19 protein-coding genes (1 of these 19 cut by a window edge) are annotated in these 21,480 nt (G+C 67.8%); 8 read left to right on the top strand and 11 right to left on the bottom strand.

Annotated elements, in window-relative coordinates; translation table 11 throughout:
- From EZ304_RS20830 to egtB, 5 genes are all read right to left on the bottom strand, one after another.
- A protein-coding gene (locus EZ304_RS20830) for a DUF2628 domain-containing protein (protein WP_142808040.1) crosses the window boundary here: on the bottom strand, positions 1–466 show its 5' portion. It extends 308 nt beyond the left edge of the window; only the first 466 of its 774 coding nucleotides appear in the window; it begins with the start codon at positions 464–466; the stop codon falls past the left edge of the window.
- Between the two features lie 50 nt (positions 467–516).
- Complete coding sequence (locus tag EZ304_RS20825; RefSeq protein ID WP_142808039.1) at positions 517–1,383, bottom strand: D-hexose-6-phosphate mutarotase; 867 nt, start codon at positions 1,381–1,383, stop codon at positions 517–519.
- Between the two features lie 40 nt (positions 1,384–1,423).
- A complete protein-coding gene (locus tag EZ304_RS20820) occupies positions 1,424–2,692 on the bottom strand; it encodes a lytic murein transglycosylase (protein WP_142808038.1) in 1,269 nt (422 codons plus the stop codon).
- Positions 2,693–2,773: 81 nt separating this feature from the next.
- Positions 2,774–3,748, bottom strand: coding sequence for an L-histidine N(alpha)-methyltransferase (gene egtD / locus EZ304_RS20815; protein ID WP_099552824.1), 975 nt, complete (start codon positions 3,746–3,748; stop codon positions 2,774–2,776).
- The gene (gene egtB, locus EZ304_RS20810) at positions 3,745–5,016 is read right to left on the bottom strand and encodes an ergothioneine biosynthesis protein EgtB (protein ID WP_142808037.1); all 1,272 of its coding nucleotides are present in this window, start codon (positions 5,014–5,016) and stop codon (positions 3,745–3,747) included. Before egtB ends, egtD begins: the two co-directional genes overlap by 4 nt.
- A gap of 150 nt (positions 5,017–5,166) precedes the next feature.
- On the opposite strand from egtB, the gene EZ304_RS20805 reads away from it, so the two are divergent.
- Positions 5,167–6,447 (top strand): GGDEF domain-containing protein, encoded by a 1,281-nt coding sequence (locus EZ304_RS20805; RefSeq protein WP_142808036.1) that lies wholly within the window; start codon positions 5,167–5,169, stop codon positions 6,445–6,447.
- 3 nt (positions 6,448–6,450) lie between these two features.
- Here the strand turns inward: EZ304_RS20805 and EZ304_RS20800 are convergent, their stop codons facing one another.
- A complete protein-coding gene (locus EZ304_RS20800; protein WP_099552821.1) occupies positions 6,451–6,843 on the bottom strand; it encodes a YchJ family protein in 393 nt (130 codons plus the stop codon).
- Between the two features lie 102 nt (positions 6,844–6,945).
- Between EZ304_RS20800 and EZ304_RS20795 the strand changes: the two genes are divergently transcribed.
- Positions 6,946–7,725, top strand: a complete 780-nt coding sequence (locus tag EZ304_RS20795; protein ID WP_142808035.1) for a sulfite exporter TauE/SafE family protein — start codon at positions 6,946–6,948, stop codon at positions 7,723–7,725.
- A 106-nt stretch (positions 7,726–7,831) separates the two neighbouring features.
- On the opposite strand, the gene EZ304_RS20790 is transcribed toward EZ304_RS20795, so the two are convergent.
- From EZ304_RS20790 to folE, 4 genes are all read right to left on the bottom strand, one after another.
- Positions 7,832–11,212, bottom strand: coding sequence for an ATP-binding protein (locus EZ304_RS20790; RefSeq protein ID WP_142808034.1), 3,381 nt, complete (start codon positions 11,210–11,212; stop codon positions 7,832–7,834).
- Between the two features lie 16 nt (positions 11,213–11,228).
- Entirely contained in the window at positions 11,229–11,930 is a 702-nt protein-coding gene (locus EZ304_RS20785) for a DUF4194 domain-containing protein (protein WP_099552819.1), read from the bottom strand.
- Complete coding sequence (locus EZ304_RS20780) at positions 11,917–13,386, bottom strand: DUF3375 domain-containing protein (RefSeq protein WP_099552818.1); 1,470 nt, start codon at positions 13,384–13,386, stop codon at positions 11,917–11,919. Before EZ304_RS20780 ends, EZ304_RS20785 begins: the two co-directional genes overlap by 14 nt.
- Positions 13,387–13,498: 112 nt before the next feature.
- Complete coding sequence (folE, locus tag EZ304_RS20775) at positions 13,499–14,110, bottom strand: GTP cyclohydrolase I FolE (protein WP_004141296.1); 612 nt, start codon at positions 14,108–14,110, stop codon at positions 13,499–13,501.
- A gap of 771 nt (positions 14,111–14,881) precedes the next feature.
- Between folE and EZ304_RS20770 the strand changes: the two genes are divergently transcribed.
- From EZ304_RS20770 to EZ304_RS20745, 6 genes are all read left to right on the top strand, one after another.
- Positions 14,882–15,337, top strand: a complete 456-nt coding sequence (locus EZ304_RS20770) for a MarR family winged helix-turn-helix transcriptional regulator (RefSeq protein WP_012481667.1) — start codon at positions 14,882–14,884, stop codon at positions 15,335–15,337.
- Between the two features lie 108 nt (positions 15,338–15,445).
- Positions 15,446–15,655: a DUF1656 domain-containing protein gene (locus EZ304_RS20765; RefSeq protein WP_005411696.1), complete on the top strand. Its 210-nt coding sequence runs from the start codon at positions 15,446–15,448 to the stop codon at positions 15,653–15,655.
- The gene (locus EZ304_RS20760; protein ID WP_185830021.1) at positions 15,652–16,569 is read left to right on the top strand and encodes an efflux RND transporter periplasmic adaptor subunit; all 918 of its coding nucleotides are present in this window, start codon (positions 15,652–15,654) and stop codon (positions 16,567–16,569) included. The genes EZ304_RS20765 and EZ304_RS20760 overlap by 4 nt, the downstream gene beginning before the upstream one ends.
- Entirely contained in the window at positions 16,566–18,026 is a 1,461-nt protein-coding gene (locus EZ304_RS20755) for an efflux transporter outer membrane subunit (RefSeq protein WP_142808033.1), read from the top strand. Before EZ304_RS20760 ends, EZ304_RS20755 begins: the two co-directional genes overlap by 4 nt.
- A gap of 3 nt (positions 18,027–18,029) precedes the next feature.
- The gene (locus tag EZ304_RS20750) at positions 18,030–20,069 is read left to right on the top strand and encodes an FUSC family protein (RefSeq protein WP_142808032.1); all 2,040 of its coding nucleotides are present in this window, start codon (positions 18,030–18,032) and stop codon (positions 20,067–20,069) included.
- A gap of 61 nt (positions 20,070–20,130) precedes the next feature.
- Positions 20,131–20,529 (top strand): hypothetical protein, encoded by a 399-nt coding sequence (locus EZ304_RS20745; protein WP_142808031.1) that lies wholly within the window; start codon positions 20,131–20,133, stop codon positions 20,527–20,529.
- Between the two features lie 323 nt (positions 20,530–20,852).
- On the opposite strand, the gene EZ304_RS20740 is transcribed toward EZ304_RS20745, so the two are convergent.
- Positions 20,853–21,380 carry a hypothetical protein gene (locus EZ304_RS20740; protein WP_142808030.1) on the bottom strand — a complete coding sequence of 176 codons (528 nt, stop codon included), beginning with the start codon at positions 21,378–21,380 and terminating at the stop codon, positions 20,853–20,855.
- Positions 21,381–21,480 lie beyond the last annotated feature (100 nt).

The following is a 21,480-nucleotide window of genomic DNA, read 5'->3' as shown; positions in this document are numbered from 1 at the left end:
GGTACATCTTGCGGTACATCATCCAGATCAGGCCGAGCAGGAATGCCGGCCAATGCCAGGTGCCACTGCCCGTGGCAATGCCCTGATCCAGCCGCCAGCGCTGGCGATAGATCGGGAAGTTGCCGCCGACCACGCTGGCGTACAAGGCCATCTCACCCTCCAGCCCGGCAGCCGCAGCCATCTCCGGTGCAGCGGCAGGCGCACGATACGGATCGGACGGGTCGCCGGCACTTGGCGCGATGCTCTCAACCGCCGGGACCGCGTCGATATCCGGGAGCGGAGCCACCTCGATGGGGGTGGAAGCCTGTTCCAGTTCCGCCAACGGCCGCCACGAGGGCATGCCTTCGCACCACAGCAGCGTGCGTGCAGTCACCGTCCCGTCCTGCTGCAGGCGACGCAAACCGGCCAGGTCCACCGGTCCTTCGCTCTGCCTGCCGTTGGCATACCACCACTGTGCTTCCTGCATGTTTTCCATCCTTGCTATCCACATCGACAAACTGGAACTGCTGCCAGCGCTTACAGCATGGAACTGGCCAGGGTCTGCACCAGCTGATGGCGCGCGCCTGGCACAAGGGTAATCTGCTCTGGCCCGGCGTTGGCCACTTCCAGGCACACATAGTCACGCCAGCCTTCACCCACATCGGCCATTTCCGCCGCGGCTTCGGCGCCCGGATTCCAGACAACCAGGGTCTGGCTGCCTTCACTACGGATCTCGATGCGTCGCTGCAGGACAGGATCACGCAGCACGTAATGGCCGCCGGCACCGGTATAGATTCGATCGCTGCGACCGGGATCACGTGGATCGCGCAATGACCACGGTCCCTGTTGCAGGCGCAGCTGCGCAGGGTCCTCGTACTTGTCCAGGTACTGCAGGCCATCAAGGCCCTCGACCTCGACCCGCTTGGCATCGCCCACCCGGAAATAGCTGTGCAGGGCCTGGGTGAAGGTCACCGGCGAGGTTCCGATGTTCTCGGTGACCAGCTGCTGGCGCAGCTGGCGGCCGATGCGCAGCTGCACCTGCAGGCGCAGGCCGGGATCGGCGCTGGGCGCAGGCGCCAACTGCAGCTCGACCTCGCCATCATCGCGCTGGCTGGCCTGCAGAAGCTCCCAGCGCGCGGTACGCACCAGGCCATGCGCCGGTACATCGGCGCTCTGGCCCTGCCGACCGAACCACGGCCAGCACACCGGGACGCCACCGCGGATCGGCGTGGGCAGCTCGGCGCGCGTGGGCGAAAGCCACAGCAGATCGGGCTGCCCATCGGGAATGAACGACAGCAGCTGGCCACCAAACACACTGACGACCGCCGTGGCGTTGGCGGTTCGCACCAGCCAGGCCTCCAGGCCGTGATACAGGCCGGTGCTGATGTCCGGATTCGACTGCATGCGATGACGCTCCTTCAAGACCGCGGCGATGATGTCGCGGTCAACGTGCCGCCGGCAAGGCCTTCTGCCCAGTGGGTGCGATAGCGGCTGCCTCTTCCTGCAGCGTGCGCAGGATGCGCTGGCCGGCGCGGCCGTCCACCTCGCTCCAGCCCAGGCGCTGCTGCTCGGCCTGGATCGCGCGACGCGTGGCGGTACCGATCATGCCGTCGGCGGCACCGATGTCGTGACCACGGGCCAGCAGCAGGGTCTGCAGCTGGCGGCGCTCATCGCGGCCCAGGCCCGGGTCATCGGTCGGCCAGGCGGTGGCCAACCCGGTGCCGCCACGCAGCTGATCGGCCAGCGTCGCGATCGCCAGCGCGTAGCTTTCGGCGGCGTTGTAGCTGTAGATCGCGTCGTAGTTGCGGAACACCAGCAGCGCCGGGCCCTTGCTGCCGGCCGGCAGCAGCAGCGCCGCACGTGCATCCGCCGGCAGGTTGGCCGGAGCCAACACGCTGCCATCCAGCGCGGTCACGCCCTGCGCACGCCAGTCGGCCAGGGAGCGACGCTGGGTGCGGCCGGCCTGGCTGGCGTTGAAGCCCGCAGGAACGCGGACTTCCATGCCCCACGGCTCGCCGCTGCGCCAGCCGGCGCGCTTGAGGTAGTTGGCAGTGGAGGCCAGTGCATCGGGAATGCTGCCGACCAGATCGCGGCGGCCATCGCCATCACCGTCCACGGCGATGCGTGCATAGGTGCTGGGCATGAACTGCGTATGCCCGAAGGCACCGGCCCAGGAACCGGTGAGCCCCTGGGCCTGCAGGTCCCCGCGGTCGATCAGCTTGAGCAGGGCCAGCAGTTCACCGCGGAAGAAGGGTTGGCGACGGCCGGCGCAGGACAGCGTGGCCAGTGACTGCAACAACGGGCGCTTGCCGAACACGCGGCCGTAGTCGCTCTCCACGCCCCAGACCGAGACGATGGTGGCCGGATCGACGCCGTACTGCGCCGACACCCGATCGAGCAGGTCGCGGTGCAGCAGCAGCAGGGCGCGCCCATCGTCAACGCGCTGGCGATCGACCAGCGCGGCGAGGTAGTCCCAGATCGGCGTAGTGAATTCGGGCTGTGCATCAAGCAGGCCGAGCACGCTGGGGTCGGGTGTGAGGCCGACGGTGATCTCGTTGAAACGGTCGGGACTGATGCCTTGTGTCGCAGCGGTGGCCTGCAGGCCCGACAGGCAGCGGCTGAAGGCCGGATCGATGCCGGCGGCAGGAACGGCAGGCGCTGTCGGTGCCGAGGCAAGAGCGGCCGCCAGGCCGAGCGTGGTCAGAATGGGCATGGCGTCCTCCGTGTTGCCGTTGCAGGGTCATCTTAGGCGCAGCGTCGCCGTCGAACCTGAAGCGGCGCCGGCTGCCGGCGGCTATATGCCGCGCAACAGGCGCAGGCCATAGGCCGGGCCTTCAGCATCCCAGCGCTGCATGACCTGCAGGCCAGCCGGCTGCAGCAGTGCTTCGAAGCTGTCGTCGGTGTACTTGTGGCTGTATTCGACGCGGATCGGTTCGTCGGCCTCGAAATGGAAGGTGCGGCCATCCAGATGGACGTCCTGTGCCCGCTGGCTGACCAGATCGGTCTCGATGCGCAGTCGCGCGACGCTGTAGCGGGCACGATGGCGGAAGCCATCCAGATCGAAATCGCTGCCGATCTCGCGGTTGAGGCGGGCCAGCAGATTGAGGGTAAAGGCGGCGGTGACACCCTGTGCATCGTTGTAGGCCGCCTCGATCAACGCTGGCTCCTTGTGCAGGTCGATGCCGACCAGGGCCAGGCCATCACGGCCCATGGTCTGGCGCATCGCGCGCAGCAGGGCGACCGCGTCCTCACCTTCAAAGTTGCCCAGCGTAGACCCGGGGAAGAACAGCAACCGCCGCGCGGGTTCGCGTTCGGGCATGGGCACGGCAACGGGACGGGTGAAGTCTGCACAGACCGGCAGCATCTCGACCTCCGGCAGCGCCGGGGCGAGATGGTCGATGCTGGACAGCAGCGCGGCGCGCGAGATCTCGATGGGTGTATAGGCCACCGGTTCACGCAGCGCGGCCAGCAGCAGCGCGGTCTTGCGGCCGCTGCCACTACCCAGTTCCACCACGTGCAGGTGCGGGCCGACGCTGCGGGCGATGTCTGGCAGTACCCGCGAAAGCAGGGCCAGCTCGGTACGCGTGGGGTAGTACTCGCGGGTCTGGGTGATCTGTTCGAACAGGCGCGAGCCACGTGCATCGTAGAAGTACTTGGACGGCAGCTGGCGCGGTGTGCGCGACAACCCGGCCACCACGTCGGTGAGGATCTGCTGGCGGCCGGGGGTGAGATCGGTCAATGCCTGCAGCGCGTCGTGCACCGTACTCATGCGAGGTCCCTGGCCAGGCGCAGGCCGGAGAACTGCCAACGCGCCGGTGGCATGAAGAAGTTGCGGTAGCTGGCGCGCACATGGCCACGGGGCGTGGCGCAGCTACCGCCGCGCAGCACCCATTGGCCACACATGAATTTGCCGTTGTATTCGCCGAGGTTGCCGGCAAAGGGATGGAAGCCCGGATAGGCGCCATAGGCGCTGTGGGTCCATTCCCATACATCGCCGAACAGCTGGCGCAGTCCACCGCCCTGCCCGGCCTGTGGGTGCAGGTGATCGTCATCGGCGAAGTGGCCCCGCACCGGCTGAGACGCGGCCGCAGCCTCCCACTCGAACTCGCTGGGCAGGCGCGCCCCGGCCCAGCGGGCACAGGCGTCGGCCTCGAAGTAGCTGAGATGGCAGACCGGCGCATGCGGGTCCAGTTCGCGCCAACCGCCCAGGGTGTATTCGCGCTGCAGGCTGTCGTCCCAGTACAGCGGGTGCCGCCAGTCTTCGGTTTCACGCAGTGCCCAGCCTTCGCTGAGCCACCAGCGTGGCTCGCGGTAGCCTCCGGCCTCGATGAAGGCGCGGTACTCGGCGTTGCTGAGCGGGCGCTCGGCCAGGGCATGGGAGGGCAGCAGCACGCGATGCGGCGGCGATTCGTTGTCATAGGCGAACGCGGCATGCCGTGGCCAGGCTGCGGCACCGATGGTGATGATGCGTTCGGGCGATTCGATCCAGCCCTGTGCACTGGCAGTGCCGGGGACGGTTGGCAGGTCGTCGCGGTAGGCCGGCTGCAATGGATTGCACCAGAACGCGTGCTTGATGTCGGTGAGCAGCAGCTCCTGGTGCTGCTGTTCGTGCTGCAGGCCCAGCTGCAGGTGCTGCAGCGCCTGATCGTCGAGATCACCCGCGTCCAGCCGTGACTGTACCTGCGCATCGATCTGGCGGCGGTAGTCCTGCACCTGCTGCAGCGAGGGCCGTGACAGCAGCCCGCGCTGCGGCCGCGCGTGGGCCGGGCCGAGGCTCTTGTAGTAGCTGTTGAACAGGTAGTCCCAGGCAGGGTCATGCGCCGGTGCAGGTGGGAAGCCGGCCAGCACGAAACGTTCGAAGAACCAGGTGGTGTGGGCCAGGTGCCATTTACTCGGGCTGGCATCGGGCATGCTCTGCAGCATGGCGTCTTCGGCGCTGAGGGGGGCCGCCAACTGCATGCTGCGGTCCCGCACACGTGCGTACTGGCGGGCGAGATCGCGCTGCGGGGCAGCGACGGCGGTGGCTGCGCTGTCCATCCGGGGAGCATCTGCGCAGCAGGGTGAGTGCGACGTCATGGTTCGACGTCAACGCGTTCACATGCGTGACCATCCCGCATTCAAGAAGCCGGTGCAGAGGCCGCTAACGGCAATGCTGCGGCCGCGTCGTCACCGCGCTGGAATTCCTGCTTGCCCCTGCATCCGCTCCGCCAGCCTGCGCATTACCTGTTCGTGCTGCCCGCCGTGCTGGTTGCCGTGGTGCTGTGGGCGGCACTGGGCAACGAAGACGTGGCCAATCCGGCCCAACGCATCCTGCCCTGGCTGCTGGCCTGCCTCGGCGCCGGCCTTGCGCTGCTCTACCACCAGGTGCGTACGCTCTGCCTGATGCTGGTGGTGGCCGTGATGTTCGCCCTGCTGCACCTGGACGTGGGTGGCTATCTGCGCAACGGTCATGTCACGACGCTGACACCGCTGCGCTTCCATGCCATTTCGGCCTGGCTGCCCTTGCTGTTCGCGGGCCTGGCGTTGTGGCCCGAGCGCGGCCGCCGCCGCCGCGACCTGCTGCTGCGGGGTGTTGCCAGTGGCACCGCGCTGATGATCTTCCTGCTGCTGGCCACGCAGCAACCGCGAGGCATGCACGATCTGCTGTCCAACCGCCACTGGAGCTGGATTCCGGCCGACTGGAACGCGCTGGCACAGCTGCCAGCCCTGCTGTTCCTCCTGGCAACCGCCGCGCTGGGCTGGCAGGCCTGGCGGCATCCGCGGCCGCTGCACACGGCAATGCTGCTGGCCCTGCTGTGCCTGTGGTGGATGCTGCCGCGGGTGTTCCTGCAGCCGGTGCTGCTGCCGGCGCTGGCCAGCGCGGCCTTGCTGCTGATGCTGGGCGCGATGCTGCAGGAGTCCTTCCATATGGCCTTCCGCGATGAACTGACCGGCCTGCCGGGGCGCCGCGCCTTCAATGAGACCCTGCAACGGGCGCGCGGCACCTACAGCATCGCGATGGTGGACGTGGACCACTTCAAATCGTTCAACGACACCCACGGCCACGACACCGGCGACGATGTGCTGCGCCTGGTGGCCTCGCGGCTGGGGCGGGTGGGCGACGGTGGCCGTGCGTTCCGCTATGGCGGCGAGGAGTTCGCGGTGGTGTTCCTGGATCGTCCCGCAGCGGCCTGCGTGGATGCGGTCGAGGCGCTGCGGCAGACTATCGAGGACACCCGCATGCAGCTGCGCGACCGCAGCACCCGCAGCCGCGACGATGAAACGGGACGCCAGCAACGCGGACGCGGCGGGAGCGGGCAGACGGTGCAGGTGACGGTGAGCATCGGCCTGGCGGACAGCCGCGTGGATGAGCGGCCAGCAGCGGTGATCAAGGCTGCCGACCAGGCGCTGTATGCAGCCAAGGACGGCGGCCGCAACCAGGTCCGCGCGCATGCCGGCCAGCGCGTGCTGGCGGTGCGCGGCGGCTGAGGCTCACACGGCGTCGAGGTAGTACCAGCGGCCGTCGACACGCAGGAAGCGGCTGTGCTCTGTCATCTTCACCGCGCTGCCGCCACCCACGCGGTAGCGGGCGGTGAAGCGCACTTCGGCGCTGTCGGCACCGGTGGCCGTGTGTTCGTGCACGGTCAGGCCCAGCCAGTGCGTACGCTGGCCCGGCGCATCATCCAACGCCAGCTCGGCCGGACGGGTGTCCGGGTGCCAGCTCTGGCGCAGGTAGTCCGCCAGCCCCCGCACATAGGCGCTGTAGCGCGATCGCATCAGGCGCTCGGCATCGGGTGCTGCCTCACCGGCATGGAAACGGCCACAGCAGGCGGCGTAATCGGCGGGAAGGCCGCAGGGGCAGGGGTCGGTGGATTTTCGGCTCATGCAGGCATTGTCGCCGGGTTGTGCGGATTGATCCACGCGGGGCACGGGTCAGCCGGTGCAGGACAGGCGTATGCTGTCGCGCCCCCACATCGATTGATCGCCGTGCTGGAACTGGTTCCCCCTGAGTTGTGGTGGCTGGTGGTGATCGCCTTCATCGCCGGCCTGGTCGATGCCGCCGTCGGTGGCGGTGGGCTGGTGCAGTTACCCGGCCTGTTCACCGTGCTGCCGCAGCAGACGCCGGCAATGCTGTTCGGTACCAACAAATTCAGCTCGATGTTCGGCACCGGTGCAGCCGCCTGGCGCTATGCGCGCAACGTGCGCTTCCCGTGGAAGCCGGTGCTGTTCGCGGCAGGCACGGCCTTCATCTTCTCCTTCGCCGGCGCCACCGCGGTAAGCCTGCTGCCCAAGGACGCGGTACGCCCACTGGTGCTGGTGCTGCTGATCGCGATGCTGGCCTACACGCTGTGGAAGAAGGATTTCGGCGCGCTGCACCGGCCGCAGGACATCGGCCGGCGTGAGCTGGCGATCGCGCTGGCCATCGGTGCGGCGATCGGCTTCTACGACGGCTTCTTCGGGCCGGGCACCGGCAGCTTCCTGATCTTCCTGTTCGTGCGCTTCTTCGGCCTGGATTTCCTGCGCGCCTCGGCGGCATCGAAGGTGGTGAACCTGGCCACCAACGTAGCGGCGATCTCGTTCTTCGTGCCGACCGGCAACATCCTGTGGCTGTTCGCGCTGCCGATGGCGGCGGCCAACATCATCGGCTCGGTGGTGGGCACGCGGTTGGCGCTGAAGGGCGGTACGCCGTTCATCCGCAAGCTGTTCGTGGGGCTGGTGGTGGTGCTGATCGCGCGGATGGCGTGGGATACGTTCCGCGGTGCGTGAATGAGCTTGATGACCAGGTAGGTGCCAACCTTGGTTGGCACGCTGAGTCCGGCCGCGAAGAGCAGCCGAGCATGGCTCGGCTCTACAGGTAGATGGACCGAGGCGCTCAGGCCTCGGCTTCTTCCGGTTCGTTGGCCTGCTGACGGCTGCGCTCCGGCAGCTTCAGGCGCTTGCCCTCTTCGTCGTACTCGATCAGCAGCACGCCCGAGTCGTGGCGGCCGCTGATCTCGACGAAGCAGGCGCCGCCGATGAACGGTTCCAGCGTCATCACCGACTTCAGCGGGGTGGCAACCACCATCTGGAAGCCGAAGTTGTCGAAGATGTTCATCGCCAGTGCGGTGAACTCGTTGTCGGCCTTGTCGAAGGCTTCGTCGAGCACGACGGCAGCGTAGCTGGGCAGCTGGCTGTCGGCACCGCCGAGCTGGTAGCGCAGCGCGGCCGCCAGGCAGGTGGTGGCCAGCTTCTGGCGCTGGCCACCGGACTTGCCGGCGCCGCTGCGATAGATCTCGACCTGCTGGCGCGTTTCCGCATCCAGCTCGACGCCGATGAACTCCACGTGCATGCGCACGTCCAGCACCAGCTCGCGCCAGCGCTTGTCCTCGCCTTCCTGCGAGCCCAGGCGGTTGACCAGCTGGCGCAGCACAGTGAATTGCGATTCGGCCAGCTCACGCTGCTCGGTCTGCTGCTGCGACAGCACTTCGCGCAGCTGCAGGTGGAACTCGCCGACTTCCGGCAGGCGTCGGTCGTTCAGTTCGATGGTCAGCAACGTGCCGCGGTTGAACGGCACCTGTTCCAGGCTGGCGTTCACTTCGTCCAGGCGCTGGCCGATCGACTTGCGGGCCTCGGCGCTGTGGCGCTGCAGGGCCAGCAGGTTGTTCTTGCTCTGGTTCTGCAGCAGATCGAAGAAGCGCTCTTCGTGCTGCGGCAGGCCATCGCGCTCCAGGCGTTCGAGGCGAGCGAGGAAGTCCTCGGCCGAGGCCACCGAGACGGTGAAGTCGCCCGATTCCTCTGGCCACTGCTGGATGAAGCGACGGAAGCAACCGATCAGCTGGTTTTCGATGCGGTTGAGGTCCTGCTGCGAGGACGACAGCTGCTCGTTCAACGCGTTGCTGACCTGGCGCATGTGCGCTTCCAGCGTTTCCAGGCTGAGCGGGCCCTGCTCCTGCAGGCGCTCGGCAAGACCGGCTTCCTGCTCCTGGGCCAGGCTCGGCAGCACCAGCGCACGGCTCTGCTGGCGTGCGCGGTCAAGGCGATCACGTTCCTTGACCAGCTGGCCACGCTCGACGCGGACGTCTTCATAGGTGCGGCGCGACTGCTCGATGTCGGCGCGCACGGCGTCGATCTGCTTGGCCAGCTTGGCCAGGTCGGCATTGCCTTCGCGCAGATCGCGCAGGGTGGCCTCGATATCGCCCAGGCGCTGCTGCGGGGCGGCGATGTCGATCTCGTTCCAGCTGATGCTGACCAGCTCATGGCAGGCCAGGCGGCGTTCGTTGTCGCGATCACGCTGGCCGCGCAGGCGCGCGATATCGGTCTCGCAGCTGGCGATGCGCTTGGCCAGTTCCTGTGCTTCGCGCTCGAAGGCGCCCACCTTGTCGTGGTTGTTGAAGCCGAGGATCCAGCGACGGCGGTCGCCCACCGCACTGCGGTCGTCCTTCTCGAAACGGTCGCCCGGATGCTTGACCTGGCCTTCGCGGGTGATGCCACGGTCGACGTTGCGCAGCTGCTTGGCGTCCACGCACTCGTAGTCGAAGCGCTTGCCGAGCTCGCGCCGCAGCCAGCTTTCGAACACATGCTCGCGAAGTTCCAGCTTGTGCAGCAGCGACTTCGCCGACGGCTCGCGGGCGAACGCATCGTCGTTGCGGCGCACGCGGTAGTAGGTGAAGCGCATGCCCAGGTGGGTACGGTTCACCCACTCGGCGACGTCGTTGTAGTGCTTGTCATCGACCAGCAGCGACAGTGCGAAGCCGCCGAGCACGCGCTCGATGGCGCCCTGCCAGCCCTGCTCTTCCGAGCGGACCTGGATCAGCTCGCCGACGAACGGCAACGCCGCCTCGGCGATGCCGGTTTCCTCGGCCAGGCGCGCGCGCAGCTTCTGCATCGGCGCCGGGATGTTGGAGGGGGTGCGCTGCATCGCTTCGAGTTCGCTGCGCACTTCACCGAAGCGGCGCTCGTCATCGCGCTTGCCGCCGAGGCGGTCGCTGATCGCATCGTCCAGTGCTGCCGAGGCGCGCTGGCGGTCCTGCAGTTCGTTCTGCGCACGCTCGACCAGTTCGGCGAAGCCGTGGGCATCGTCGGGCAGTTCGGCCTGCAGCTGCTGTGCGGCTTCCTGGGCCTGATCACGCTTGGCCTTGCGCCGGTCGCGCTCGGCTTCGGCGCGGCCCTGCTCGCGTTCCAGTTCCTCGATGCGCTCACCGCCCTGCTGGCGGCGCTGCAGTTCCAGTTCGGCCAGGCGCTCGGTGTGATTGTCCAGTGCGGCGCGGCGCTGGGCTTCTTCGCCGAGCAGGCCACGGTCACGCACATCCATCTCGCGCAGGCGCGCTTCGATCAGCGCCTGGCGACGGCTTTCGCGGAAGCTGTCGACGCCGAGCTTCAGTGCTTCGTCGTCACCGCGCTGGCGGTGCATTTCCTTCAGGTCGTTGTAGTAGGCGCGTGCCGGCAGCAGGGTTTCCACCTGGCGGCGGGCAGTGACCACCGCCTGGTGCGCGCCATCAAGCTCGGCGAAGTCGCTGACCAGGCGCTCGGCGGCGTCGAAGGTCTTCGGCGTGTCGAGCATGAAGTCGCGCAGGAAGACGTTGAGGTCGCCCAGGTTCTTCGCCGACTGCGTCTTGTGCAGCAGGCGCAGCGCCATCTCGTTGTCGATGCCGAGCAGGTCGCGGAAGCGCTCGGCGTAGCCGGAGAAAGCGTCGAAGTGGTGCAGATCGGACAGCTTCTGCTTGAGCTTGCGCAGGTCCAGGTCGAAGCCGCCGAGATCCTTGGCGATGTCGAACGGACGCTCGGCGATCATGTAGTGCTTGCGCACGTCACCGGCCGAAGTGCCGTTGCCGGAGATCCACAGCAGGCGCACCAGGCTGACCACGCGGCCGTCGCCGGCGCGGTATTCCAGCACCAGTGCGGTCCAGGTCGCGCCCTTGCGCAGGTACTGGGTAGCGATTTCGCCGGTGCCGCTGTCCTGCTGGTCGGCCCACGCGCCACGCACATAGGACACCAGGTTGCGGTCGCGGCCACTGCGCTCGGCTTCACGCGCGGCGGCGTTGAAGTCGACGATGGCCGGCGGCGTCAGCAGCGCGGACATGGCATCGAGCAGGGTCGACTTGCCCGAGCCGGAACGGCCGACGAACAGGAAACCGCGCTCGGCGATCGGCACTTCGGTCAGGCCGTTGAAGGTGCCCCAGTTGTGCACCTGCAGGCGGCGCATGCGGAACTGCTGCAGGCGCGGGTCCGGCAGGCCTTCGTTGAACAGGGCGGGGGTGTGCTTGGAGATAGCCATGCGATGGTCGGGTCTCTCAGGCCTCGGCGGCCGGGGTTTCGCGCAGCTGGCGGTAGACCGCCGAAAGCTGGGACACGTCTTCGGCGGAGAACAGCAGCTTCAGCGCCGGCGAGACTTCGTGGCGGTCTTCCTGGCCGCTGAGGCGGGTCAGGATGTGGTTGTCCTTCATCTTCTGCACCGCCGAGGCGACACGGCGGTTGAAGCCGGCGCGGTCGGTGGACAGGTTCTTTTCGTAGATGGCCAGCGCTTCGGCCATCTCGGCGTCAGCCACCACCGCGCGGTTGCCGCGCGCGTCAGCCTCGGCCAGCTGCTGGCGCAGGTACAGCAACAGCACCGAATCGATGAAGGTCAGCGGCGAGGTGCGCAGCAGCACCGGCGCATCGACGTCTTCGGTATCGGCCTGGCGGGTGAAGGCCACGCCGCTGTCACGGTCGAGCACCAGTTCCAGGAACAGGTCCGCCAGCGACGAGCGGATGGCCGCTTCGCTGCGGATCAGCGCCGGCCACAGCTTGGCGTGGCGCAGCTGGTCGATGCTGGGGCCGATCAGCAGCTGGCACAGCGCACGGCGCGCATCCAGCGGCAGGCGACCGGTATCGCCGAGGTAGTACACGTCGTTGCCACGGCGGGGCTGCGCCACGGTCGCCACCGGCTCGGCCTCGTAGGCGTCTTCCGCCACGTCGGCCTGCGGTGCGTCGATGGGATCTTCATGCCAGCTCATGGCGTCTCTCCTGGGTGAACCAAACCAGCGGGATGCGGGCGCGACGGATCTGGCCGTCGCCACCACGCCATTGCGCAAGCTCCTGCTCGCCGGCGACCACGTTGCCGAAGCGCGTGCCCAGCGACAGGTAGCCGATGACGCTGCCAAGACCCTGCGGCGCCTCGCGCTGCGACAGGGCCTGGGCGATGCTGAGCCGCGGCTGTGCATCAAGCAGGTCGTGCAGGTCGCGGCGCAGGGTGCGGAAGTCGATTTCGGACGAAGCGACCAGATCGCCGACGCTTTCCAGGCTGATCGCGGCCGCATCGTTGTACTCGACGTTGCCATCGACCTGGGCGCTGCGCGGATCGTGCAGCCTCCACTGCGACCACGAGCGCAGGCGGCTGGTGGTCAGCTGCAGGTCACGGCCGATGCCACGCTGTGCGGGGAACTCGTCGCGCAGGGCCAGCGCTTCGGACTGTGCCTGCTTCAGCAGCTGGTTGAGGCGGCGCTGTTCAAGATAGCCACGGCTCTGCACGAAGCCGCGCAGGCTGCGTGCGAAGTTCTGCAGCACATCGTGCACCTGGCCACCGCGTTCGAGCATGGTGCTGGTGAAGCCGCGCAGGAAGTTGCGTTCGTTGCGGTCCAGGCGGCGGGCAAAGCCACGCGCCAGCACCGCTTCCAGCGCGGCATCGAGCTGGGCACTCTGCTCGGCGTCGTTGAGCAGCCGCCAGAAGGCCTGGAAGCTGCGGCCGGCATCGCTCTCGCCGATCACGTCCACGCCTTCGAACAGCTGCGACAGCACGTCGCCACGTTCGCCCTCGTCGTCGATGATGCGTTCGCGGAAATCGCGGTTGAGCTGCTCGAAGTCATCACGCACGCGGCGGAAGTCCTCGGTCAGCTCGTCGGCCAGGCCGATGATCTGGCGCGCACGTTCCAGCGCGCGCTTGCCATCCAGCGCGATCACGCGGCCGGCACCGACGCGGGCGATCTCGGCGTCGATGCGGTCACGCTCGTCGCGCAGTGCCGACAGGCGTGCGTCCGGATCGGACTCGGTCTGCGCGGCCAGCTGCGAGAGCTGCTCGATGACCAGTGCCAGCCGGCTTTCGGTGGCCGCCACGCGGGCCTGCTCGAGGCCGTCGGCGAAGCGGATGGCCTGCAGCGCCGCGGTCGACAGCTCGTACTGTTCCTGGTCGGCACCATCGGGCAGACGGCGTTCCAGCCAGCCCTGGGCCAACCAGTGCGCGATGTAGGCCTGCGCGGTACGCGGCAGGTCGCGCGACAGTTCGTCGCCGTTGAGCTGGTCCAGCGCACGCTGCAGGCGCTCGTTGAGCACCGACGAAGGCAACGTGCGCTCGCCGTCCATCAGCAGGCCCTGCAGCAGGCCGATGATTTCCGGAGCGTGGTCGGCGGCGAGCAGCTTCCACTGGGGCTGTTCGCGCAGATGGCGGTAACGGGAGATGCGTTCGCGGTGCTTCATGCAGCGAAAGGAGTCATGAGGGCTGGCGGGGACGAGCAGCCGCCCACGGCGGCCGCGCAGGCAGCCGTGGGCATGCCGGCCACCAGGGGCCGGCGGGGTGCGGGCAAGCGGCTCAGCGCTTGCCGCCCACTTCGATGAAGCGCAGGAACTCGGCGCGGGTACGCGCGTCGTCGCGGAAGCTGCCCAGCATCTTGGAGGTGACCATGCTGACGCCGCGCTTGTGGATGCCGCGGGTGGTCATGCATTCGTGGGCGCCTTCGACGACCACGCCGACGCCGATCGGCTGCAGCACATCCTGGATGCACTGGGCGATCTGCGCGGTCATCTTCTCCTGCACCTGGAAACGGCGGGCATAGGCTTCGACGACGCGGGCCAGCTTGCTGATGCCCACCACCTTGCCGGCCGGCAGGTAGCCGACGTGCACGCGGCCGATGATCGGCGCCATGTGGTGTTCGCAGTGGCTTTCGTACTCGATGTCGCGCAGGACGATCAGTTCGTCATAGCCGGCCACTTCCTCGAAGGTCCGCTCCATGTAGGCGCGCGGGTCATCGCGGTAGCCGCTGAACCAGTCGCCATAGGCTTCGGCGACACGGCGGGGGGTATCCAGCAGGCCTTCACGGGACGGGTCCTCACCGGCCCAGCGCAGCAGGGTGCGCACGGCATCCTCGGCCTGGTCCTGGGTCACGTCGCCCTGCGGGGCGGCCTTTTCGTTGTTCTTGCTCATTGCGTACAGCGTCCCGAACGGGGGGCGAGCATCGTACCCGACCGGGGGGTGGGTCGTCCTGTTGGGACGGTTCATCGGGGGGCTGGCGGCGCCTTGTTTGGTATCGGCTTGGATGGGGAAGGGCGGCAGGGCAGGACACGCCGTAAACCCCCCTCCGGGGTCCGGCCCAGCCGCTGGCGGCTGTGCGTTCGGTCGCTTGCGAGGCATGCCTCGCAAGCAAAGCGCCCTCACCCCTGGGGGCTCGATGGCGCCATCCATGGCGCCAACGGTCCTGCGCAGCCCCCTCTCCCCCTCCCTGACGGTTTCCCGCGGACGCGGCCGGACCGCCCGAAAGCGGGGGCAAAAGCGGGGGTTCATGGCTTCGGAAGCAGCGCGCCGCTGCTGTGGTCTCTTCTGCTTTGGTGGGTGCGGACCGTTGGTCCGCACTGCTTCTGCTCTTGCTTCCAAGAGCCAACCCACCGCGCTCGGGGGATGTGGGGTGGGTGGCGGAGGGCCGGGCGGGACAGGGCCGTGAGGCGCATGGATGCGCCGATCGAGCTTACATGGGTGAGGGCGCTTTGCTTGCGAAGCACTGTTTCGCAAGCGACCGAACGCCCAGCTGCCAGCGGCTGGGCCGGGCCCCGGAGGGGTACTTGCAGCGTGCCCTGCCCCGTCCGGCCCTCCGCCACCCCAACCGATAGCCAACAGGCGCAATGCTTTCCTCACTACACCCCACCCATTCAGAAAAACCCATTGATAGGAATGAAATTAGTAGTATCCTATCTATCTCTTATGGACCGACCCCTCGACGAGCGCACCGTGCTGCAGATGCAGCTCAGCTCCGGCCTGCTGTACGCAGGGCGGCAGTGGCAGCGCCTGGCCGACAGCCGGCTCGGCAGCTACGGCATCTCCACCGCCTGCACCATGCCCCTGCTGATGATCGGCCGCTCCGGCGGTGGCATCCGCCAGGTGGCGCTGGCCCAGCAGCTGGGCATGGAAGGCCCTTCCCTGGTGCGCCTGCTGGACAAGCTGTGCGCCAGCGACCTGGTCCGCCGCGAGAGCGACGCCAGCGACCGCCGCGCCAACCTGCTGTGGCTGACCGACGCAGGCCATGCGCTGGTCAGCGAACTTGAAGACCAGTTGATCGGCTTGCGCCAGGACGTGTTCGGCGAGCTTTCCATGGATGAACTGCACGCCGTGCTGAAGGCATGGCGCCTGCTGGCCGAGGCCGCCGACCGCATCACGTAAGACCGCTGCCCCCGAACACCGCCGCTGCCGTGCACACGCCAGCGGCTTTTGCCCGTTGCCGTTGTTCTGTTGTCCCTCCCCTCCCCCTCCTCGCCCCCGCCCCTACCGATGCCTGGTGAATTCAGTCTCCACGGAGTGTTTGTCCCGACCCTGCTCGGGTTGATGTTGTTGGCCTATCTGGTCAACAGCGGCCTGCACGCGCTGCTGCAGCGTGCCGGTGCCTATCGCCATATCTGGCACCCGCCGCTGTTCAACCTGGCGCTGTACGGGATCGTGCTTGGCCTGCTGTTCCACCTCCTGCGTTGGATGCAATCGTGAACAAGATCGTGAAGAAGACCCTGCCGGTGCTGCTCACCAGCGCAGCCGTGATCGTCGCCCTGCTGGTGCTGCGCCAGCTGTGGGTCTATTACATGGATGAGCCGTGGACCCGCGATGCGCATGTCGGTGCCGACGTGGTGCAGGTGGCGCCGGACGTGTCCGGGCTGGTGGAAACGGTGCAGGTGGCCGACAACCAGGCGGTGAAGAAGGGCGACCTGCTGTTCGTGGTCGACCGCGCCCGCTACCGCATCGCGCTGGAGCAGGCCCGCGCCAGCCTGGGCGAGCGCCAGGCCTCGGTGGCACAGCTGCGCCGCGAGATCGGCCGTGACCGCAGCCTGCAGGACCTGGTCGCCGCCGAGGACGCCGAAGTGCGCCGCGCCAAGCTGCAGGCTGCACAGGCTGCGCTGGCCACCGCACAGGCCGCGGTCGACCTGGCCGAACTCAACCTCGGCCGCACCGAGGTGCGCGCACCGGCCGACGGCCGGGTCAACGACCGCACCATGCGCGTGGGCGACTACGTGGTGGCCGGCAAGCCGGTGCTGGCGCTGCTGGATACCGGCTCGTTCCGCATCGATGGCTACTTCGAGGAAACCCGCCTGCGCGGCGTGGCCCCGGGACAGAGCGTGGACATCCGCCTGATGGGCGAGTCGGCCCCGCTGCGCGGCCATGTCGAGAGCATCGCCGCCGGCATCGAGGATCGCTACCGCAGCAACGGCAGTACCTTGCTGCCAAACGTGACCCCGGCCTTTGACTGGGTGCGGCTGGCGCAGCGCATTCCGGTGCGCATCGCCATCGACGAAGTACCCAAGGGCGTGGAACTGATCGCCGGTCGCACCGCCACGGTGACCGTGGACACCGGCCGCCATCCGCACAACGACAAGGCCGGCACCGCGCCGACACAGGCGGGCCTGTGAACGCTGCCCTGCCCCGTCTCGGCCTGATCGTTGCGCTGGCCAGCCTGGCTGCGTGCAGGACCGTCGGCCCCGACTACGCGCTGCCGGAAGGCTCGGCGTTCAAGCGCCCGGAGGCCAATGCGGCCTTCATCGATACGCAGAACCCGCAGGTGGCCGCCAACCAGGCGCTGCCCGACCGCTGGTGGTCGCTGTACAACGACCCGGTACTGGACGGCCTGATCACCCAGGCGCTGCGCGACAACGTGGAACTGAAGGCCGCCGACGCGCACCTGCGTCGCGCTGCAGCCGTGTACGAACAGGCGCTGGACGCCGGTGGCTTCGAGTACGAGGCCGAGGCCGGCGTCAGCCGCGCGCAGCTGTCGGCCGAATCGTTCCTGCAGGAGCACGAACTGCCGGTGATCAACCTGGCCGATGGCAAGTTCGCGGTCAGCTACCAGTTCGACCTGTTCGGCAAGCTCAAGCGCGGCGCCGAAGCAGCGCGTGCCGACGAGCAGTCGGTCGCTGCGGCGCGCGACCTGGCCCAGGTCAGCGTGGTGGCGCAGGTGGCCGACAGCTACCTGGAGATCTGCCACGCCAACCACGAACTGCACGTGGCCGAGCATTCGCTGCAGCTGCAGCAGCGCAGCCGCACGGTCACCGAGCGCCTGATTGCGGCCGGTCGCGGTACGCCACCGGAACTGGCCCGCGCCAATGCCCAGGTGGCACTGCTGGAAGCTGCACTGCCGCCGCTGCATGCGCAGCGTTCTGCAGCAGCGTATTCGCTGGCCGCGCTGCTGGGCCAGACCCCGGGCCAGTTGCCAGCCGGCGTGATCGACTGTGCACACGCCCCCCGCCTGGCGCAGCCGTTGCCGGTCGGCGATGGCCGGGCGCTGCTGCAGCGTCGCCCGGACGTGCGCCAGGCCGAGCGCAAGCTGGCCTCGGCCACGGCTCGGATTGGTGTGGCCACCGCTGAGCTGTACCCGGACATCCGCCTGGGAGCCTCGCTCGGTGCTGCCGGCCTGCTGGAGGACTTCGGCACGCCGATGACCCAGCAGTGGTCGATCGGTCCGCTGATCTCGTGGACGCTGCCGTCGTCCGGCACGCACGCACGCATCCACGCCGCCGAAGCCGGTGCCGATGCCGCCCTGGCCGAGTTCGACCACACCGTGCTGCAGGCGCTGCGTGAGACCCAGACCGCGCTGGACCGCTATGCGCAGGACCTGCGCCGGCTGCAGTCGCTGCGCATCGCGCAGGAGCAGGCCGCGCTGGCCGCCGAGCAGAACCGCCGGCTGTATCAGGGCGGCCGCACGCCGTACCTGTCGAGCCTGGATGCCGACCGCAGCCTGGCCACCAGCGATGCCACCCTGGCCGCCGCCGAAGCGCAGGTCTCGCGCGACCAGATCCACCTGTTCCTGGTGCTGGGTGGCGGCTGGCAGGCCAGCGCCGCCGCGACCGGCACCCCGACCGCAGCGAAGTAAGCCATGAACGCGCTGACCGACCGCCAGGCCTGGCTGTTCTCGATCAAGACCTACCTGGCCGCGGTGGCCGCGCTGTACATCGCCATGGCCGGCAACCTGTCGCGCCCGTACTGGGCGATGGGCACGGTGTACATCGTCAGCCAGCCGCTGCTGGGCCCAACCCGGGCCAAGGGCGTGTACCGCATCGTTGGCACCCTGGTGGCCGGCCTGGCCACCCTGCTGGTGCTGCCGGCGCTGGTGGAAACGCCGCTGGTGCTGAGCGCGGCGATGTCGATCTGGCTGGCCGGCTGCCTGTTCATGGCCCTGCTCAACCGCGGTCCGCGCGGTTACGCGTTCCTGCTGGCCGGCTACACCACCGCCTTCATCGGCTTTCCGGCGGTAACCTCGCCGGAAACCATTTTCGACACGGTGGTGGCACGCAGCGAGGAGATCATCCTCGGCACGGTGGTGGCAGTGCTGTTTGCTTCGCTGCTGTTCCCGGCCTCGGTGCGCCCGATGCTGCGCGCCCGCATCGGCAACTGGATGGAGGACGCCGCGCAGTGGTGCCGGCAGATCCTTGAACGTGGCCGCGCACACGCGCCGCGCAACCGGCTGGCCGCCGACCTGGTGCAGTTCGAGGCACTGATCGAGTTCCTGCGCCGCGACGACCCGCGCCACGCCGGTTCGGCGGTATCGATGGAGCGCCTGCGCGAGCGCATGCTGCTGCTGTTGCCGGTGCTGTCCTCGATTGCCGATCGCCTGAGCGCGCTGCGCAGCGACGGCCAGGCCCTGCCCGAAGGGCTGCCGGCGCTGGTCGATGACATCCACGACTGGCTGGATGGCCCGACCAACGCCAGCGAATACGCCCGTCTGCGCGCGCGCATCAGCGCGCTGAAGCCGCAGGTGGACCGCGACCTGCAGCACTTGCAGCTGGCCAGCCTGCTGCTGCGCCTGGAAGAACTGGTGGACCTGTGGCAGGACTGCCGCACCCTGCAGCACGCCATCGACCACGGCACCGCGCCGCTGGACCGCGCGCACTACCGCATCCGCACCGAACGCGTAGCCGCCGACAAGCACGTCGACTACGGCATGGCGCTGTTCTCCGCGCTCAGTGCCGGCGTGGCACTGATGAGCTACTGCGTGCTGTGGATCGCGCTGGGTTGGGAAGGCGGCGGCAACGGCGCGATGATGGCTGCGGTGACCGCCGCGTTCTTCGCCGCACAGGACGATCCGGCACCGAGCATGGTGTCATTCCTGGTATGGGCGATGGTCGCCTCGGTGGTGGCCGGCGTGTACCTGTTCGGCGTGTTCCCGGCCGTGCACGACTTCGGCCTGCTGGCGTTGGTGCTGGCGGTGGCGTTCCTGCCGCTGGGCCTGATGCTGCACCACCCCAAGAGCGCGCTGTTCGCGCTGCCACTGACGGTGAACCTGGCCGCGCTGCTGAGCCTGCAGAACACCTACAGCGCCAACATCCAGACCTTCCTCAACTCGTCGATCGCGATGTTCATCGGCATTGGCTTTGCGGTGGTGATGACCCGCCTGTTCCGTTCGGTGGGTGCCGAGTGGACCGCGCGCCGGCTGGTGCGGCAGGGCTGGACCACGCTGGCCGAAGCCGCCGAAGGCCGTGGCCAGCAGGACCGGCAGCGCTTCGCCGCACGCATGCTCGACCTGCTGGGCCTGCTCGCACCGCGCCTGGCGGCGACGCCGGAGGGCAGCGACATCGCTTCGGTGGACATGCTCAATGAAGCGCGCATTGGCCTGAACATCCTGCAGCTGCGCCGCGCCCGGCTGGAACTGCCCGAGCGCAGCCGCGAGGCGGTCGAGCACATCCTGGAGGAAATCGCGGCGCACTACCGCCGGCAGATCACCGCACGCAGGCCGATTGTGGCGGCCGAGGCGCTGCGCGAGCGGCTGGATACCTCGCTGGGCCGGGTCGGCAGCGTGAGCGCCTGCAAGGCCCGCGACGAGGCGCTGATGGGCCTGATCGGCCTGCGCTTCGCGCTGTTCCCGGAAGCCAAGGCGTTGGCGCCGGGATGGGCGGACGCCGACGCTGCATCAGCCTGATAATGATCGGTGGCGCCGGGCGATGCCCGGCAGCCTTTCGCCACGCCAGCAGGATGGTTCAATGAGTTACGACATGATGGTGTTCGAGGCCAGCGCCGCCCCACGTGAGGCGGCGGCTTTCATCGCCTGGTTCGAAAAGCAGACGCAGTGGAACGAGCGCCACGAGTACGACGACCCGGCCGTCAGCAGCCCGGCGCTGCAGGCGTGGTTCGCGGAGATGGCGCAGGAATTCCCGCCGTTGAACGGGCCGTTGAGCAACGATGATGACGACCGTGCCGAGGTGACCGAGTACAGCATCGGCCAGCAGGTGATCTACGGCGCGTTTTCCTATTCGGTAGCCGAACGTGCGCATGGCCTCGTGCAGGACCTGGCCGAGAAGCACGGCGTGGGCTTCTTCGACGTGAGTGCTGATGAAACGGCGATCGTGTTCCCGGATGGGCTGGTGTTGATCGCGGAATGAAGTGGCGGCAGGGCTGCGCCCTGCACCTGCCGAGGCAACGTCAACGTCAAAAGCGGGCATTCCGTGGGATGGCGGGGTGGGTCCGGTTGAGGGGGACGCCGTAAACCCATCCATGGGGGCTTGGTCGCGGCATCCATGCCGCTCACACCCCCTCAACCGGACCCACCCCGCCTTCGACAGTTTCCTGCGATCTGTCGGCACGGCGTTCTGCTCTAGTGGGTGTCGACCTTGGTCGACACGGTAGATCCACGCCATGCGTGGATGAACGTCGGAATGATCGAAGTACGCTTTTGTAGAGTCGAGCCATGCTCGACTGCTTCTGGCTAGCGATTGAGGAACAGATCAACCGCTTCATCCGCTTCGTAAGCGGTTATCTGCCCAAGCATGCGTGCGACGCCGGTATTGCCGTGGGCCAACGCGAGCGATGTCAGCAACGCTGAACTCATGCTTCTATCATGCGTCTCCAGGATTACGCTGGCGGCAAAGCGAGCGAGGTTCTGGAGCGCCTCTGAGTACTGCGGCTCCAGAAAGTCCGGGAGCACGATGTCGGCTTCTCGTCTCTCAACTTCAATTTTGATCGGCAGCCCAACGAAGTCGAACATCAGGAGCTCTGGCTGCCGCAGAAGCGCATCAACAATATGCGGCACCGCTGCAAACGAAGCGCTGTAGACATCCCCTTGATGGCACAAGCTGCTCCACAATTCCTCCCAGGTATCTTCAATCGGATCGTCGTCCGCTCTTTCACCCTTCGGAATACTCAGATTCACCAGCAACTCCGGAATGTCATCCGCAGCCCCGTAGGCATGCTGTAGTTCGGCCCAGCGCGGGTCATCCAGGGCGATAAGCGCCATGTGCCGGTTCCTGTGTCGTGGGATAGCAACTCAGGATAGGTAGCGCCGACGGCGTCATCAAAGGGCAAATGCGACATCGGGGCGATGGGGTCAGAGCCCG

Origin of the sequence: Stenotrophomonas maltophilia (genome assembly GCF_006974125.1) — a bacterium.
In the GTDB taxonomy this organism is placed as follows: domain Bacteria; phylum Pseudomonadota; class Gammaproteobacteria; order Xanthomonadales; family Xanthomonadaceae; genus Stenotrophomonas; species Stenotrophomonas maltophilia_O.
The sequence above is the reverse complement of the archived record's forward strand: the minus strand, read 5'-3'. Positions and strand labels throughout refer to the sequence as shown.

Coding starts and splice junctions, on each gene's coding strand:
- EZ304_RS20825 (WP_142808039.1), bottom strand. CDS start 1,383: ATGCAGTCGAATCCGGACATCAGCACCGGCCTGTATCACGGCCTGGAG.
- EZ304_RS20820 (WP_142808038.1), bottom strand. CDS start 2,692: ATGCCCATTCTGACCACGCTCGGCCTGGCGGCCGCTCTTGCCTCGGCA.
- egtD (WP_099552824.1), bottom strand. CDS start 3,748: ATGAGTACGGTGCACGACGCGCTGCAGGCATTGACCGATCTCACCCCC.
- egtB (WP_142808037.1), bottom strand. CDS start 5,016: ATGGACAGCGCAGCCACCGCCGTCGCTGCCCCGCAGCGCGATCTCGCC.
- EZ304_RS20800 (WP_099552821.1), bottom strand. CDS start 6,843: ATGAGCCGAAAATCCACCGACCCCTGCCCCTGCGGCCTTCCCGCCGAT.
- EZ304_RS20790 (WP_142808034.1), bottom strand. CDS start 11,212: ATGGCTATCTCCAAGCACACCCCCGCCCTGTTCAACGAAGGCCTGCCG.
- EZ304_RS20785 (WP_099552819.1), bottom strand. CDS start 11,930: ATGAGCTGGCATGAAGATCCCATCGACGCACCGCAGGCCGACGTGGCG.
- EZ304_RS20780 (WP_099552818.1), bottom strand. CDS start 13,386: ATGAAGCACCGCGAACGCATCTCCCGTTACCGCCATCTGCGCGAACAG.
- folE (WP_004141296.1), bottom strand. CDS start 14,110: ATGAGCAAGAACAACGAAAAGGCCGCCCCGCAGGGCGACGTGACCCAG.
- EZ304_RS20770 (WP_012481667.1), top strand. CDS start 14,882: ATGGACCGACCCCTCGACGAGCGCACCGTGCTGCAGATGCAGCTCAGC.
- EZ304_RS20765 (WP_005411696.1), top strand. CDS start 15,446: ATGCCTGGTGAATTCAGTCTCCACGGAGTGTTTGTCCCGACCCTGCTC.
- EZ304_RS20750 (WP_142808032.1), top strand. CDS start 18,030: ATGAACGCGCTGACCGACCGCCAGGCCTGGCTGTTCTCGATCAAGACC.
- EZ304_RS20745 (WP_142808031.1), top strand. CDS start 20,131: ATGAGTTACGACATGATGGTGTTCGAGGCCAGCGCCGCCCCACGTGAG.
- EZ304_RS20740 (WP_142808030.1), bottom strand. CDS start 21,380: ATGGCGCTTATCGCCCTGGATGACCCGCGCTGGGCCGAACTACAGCAT.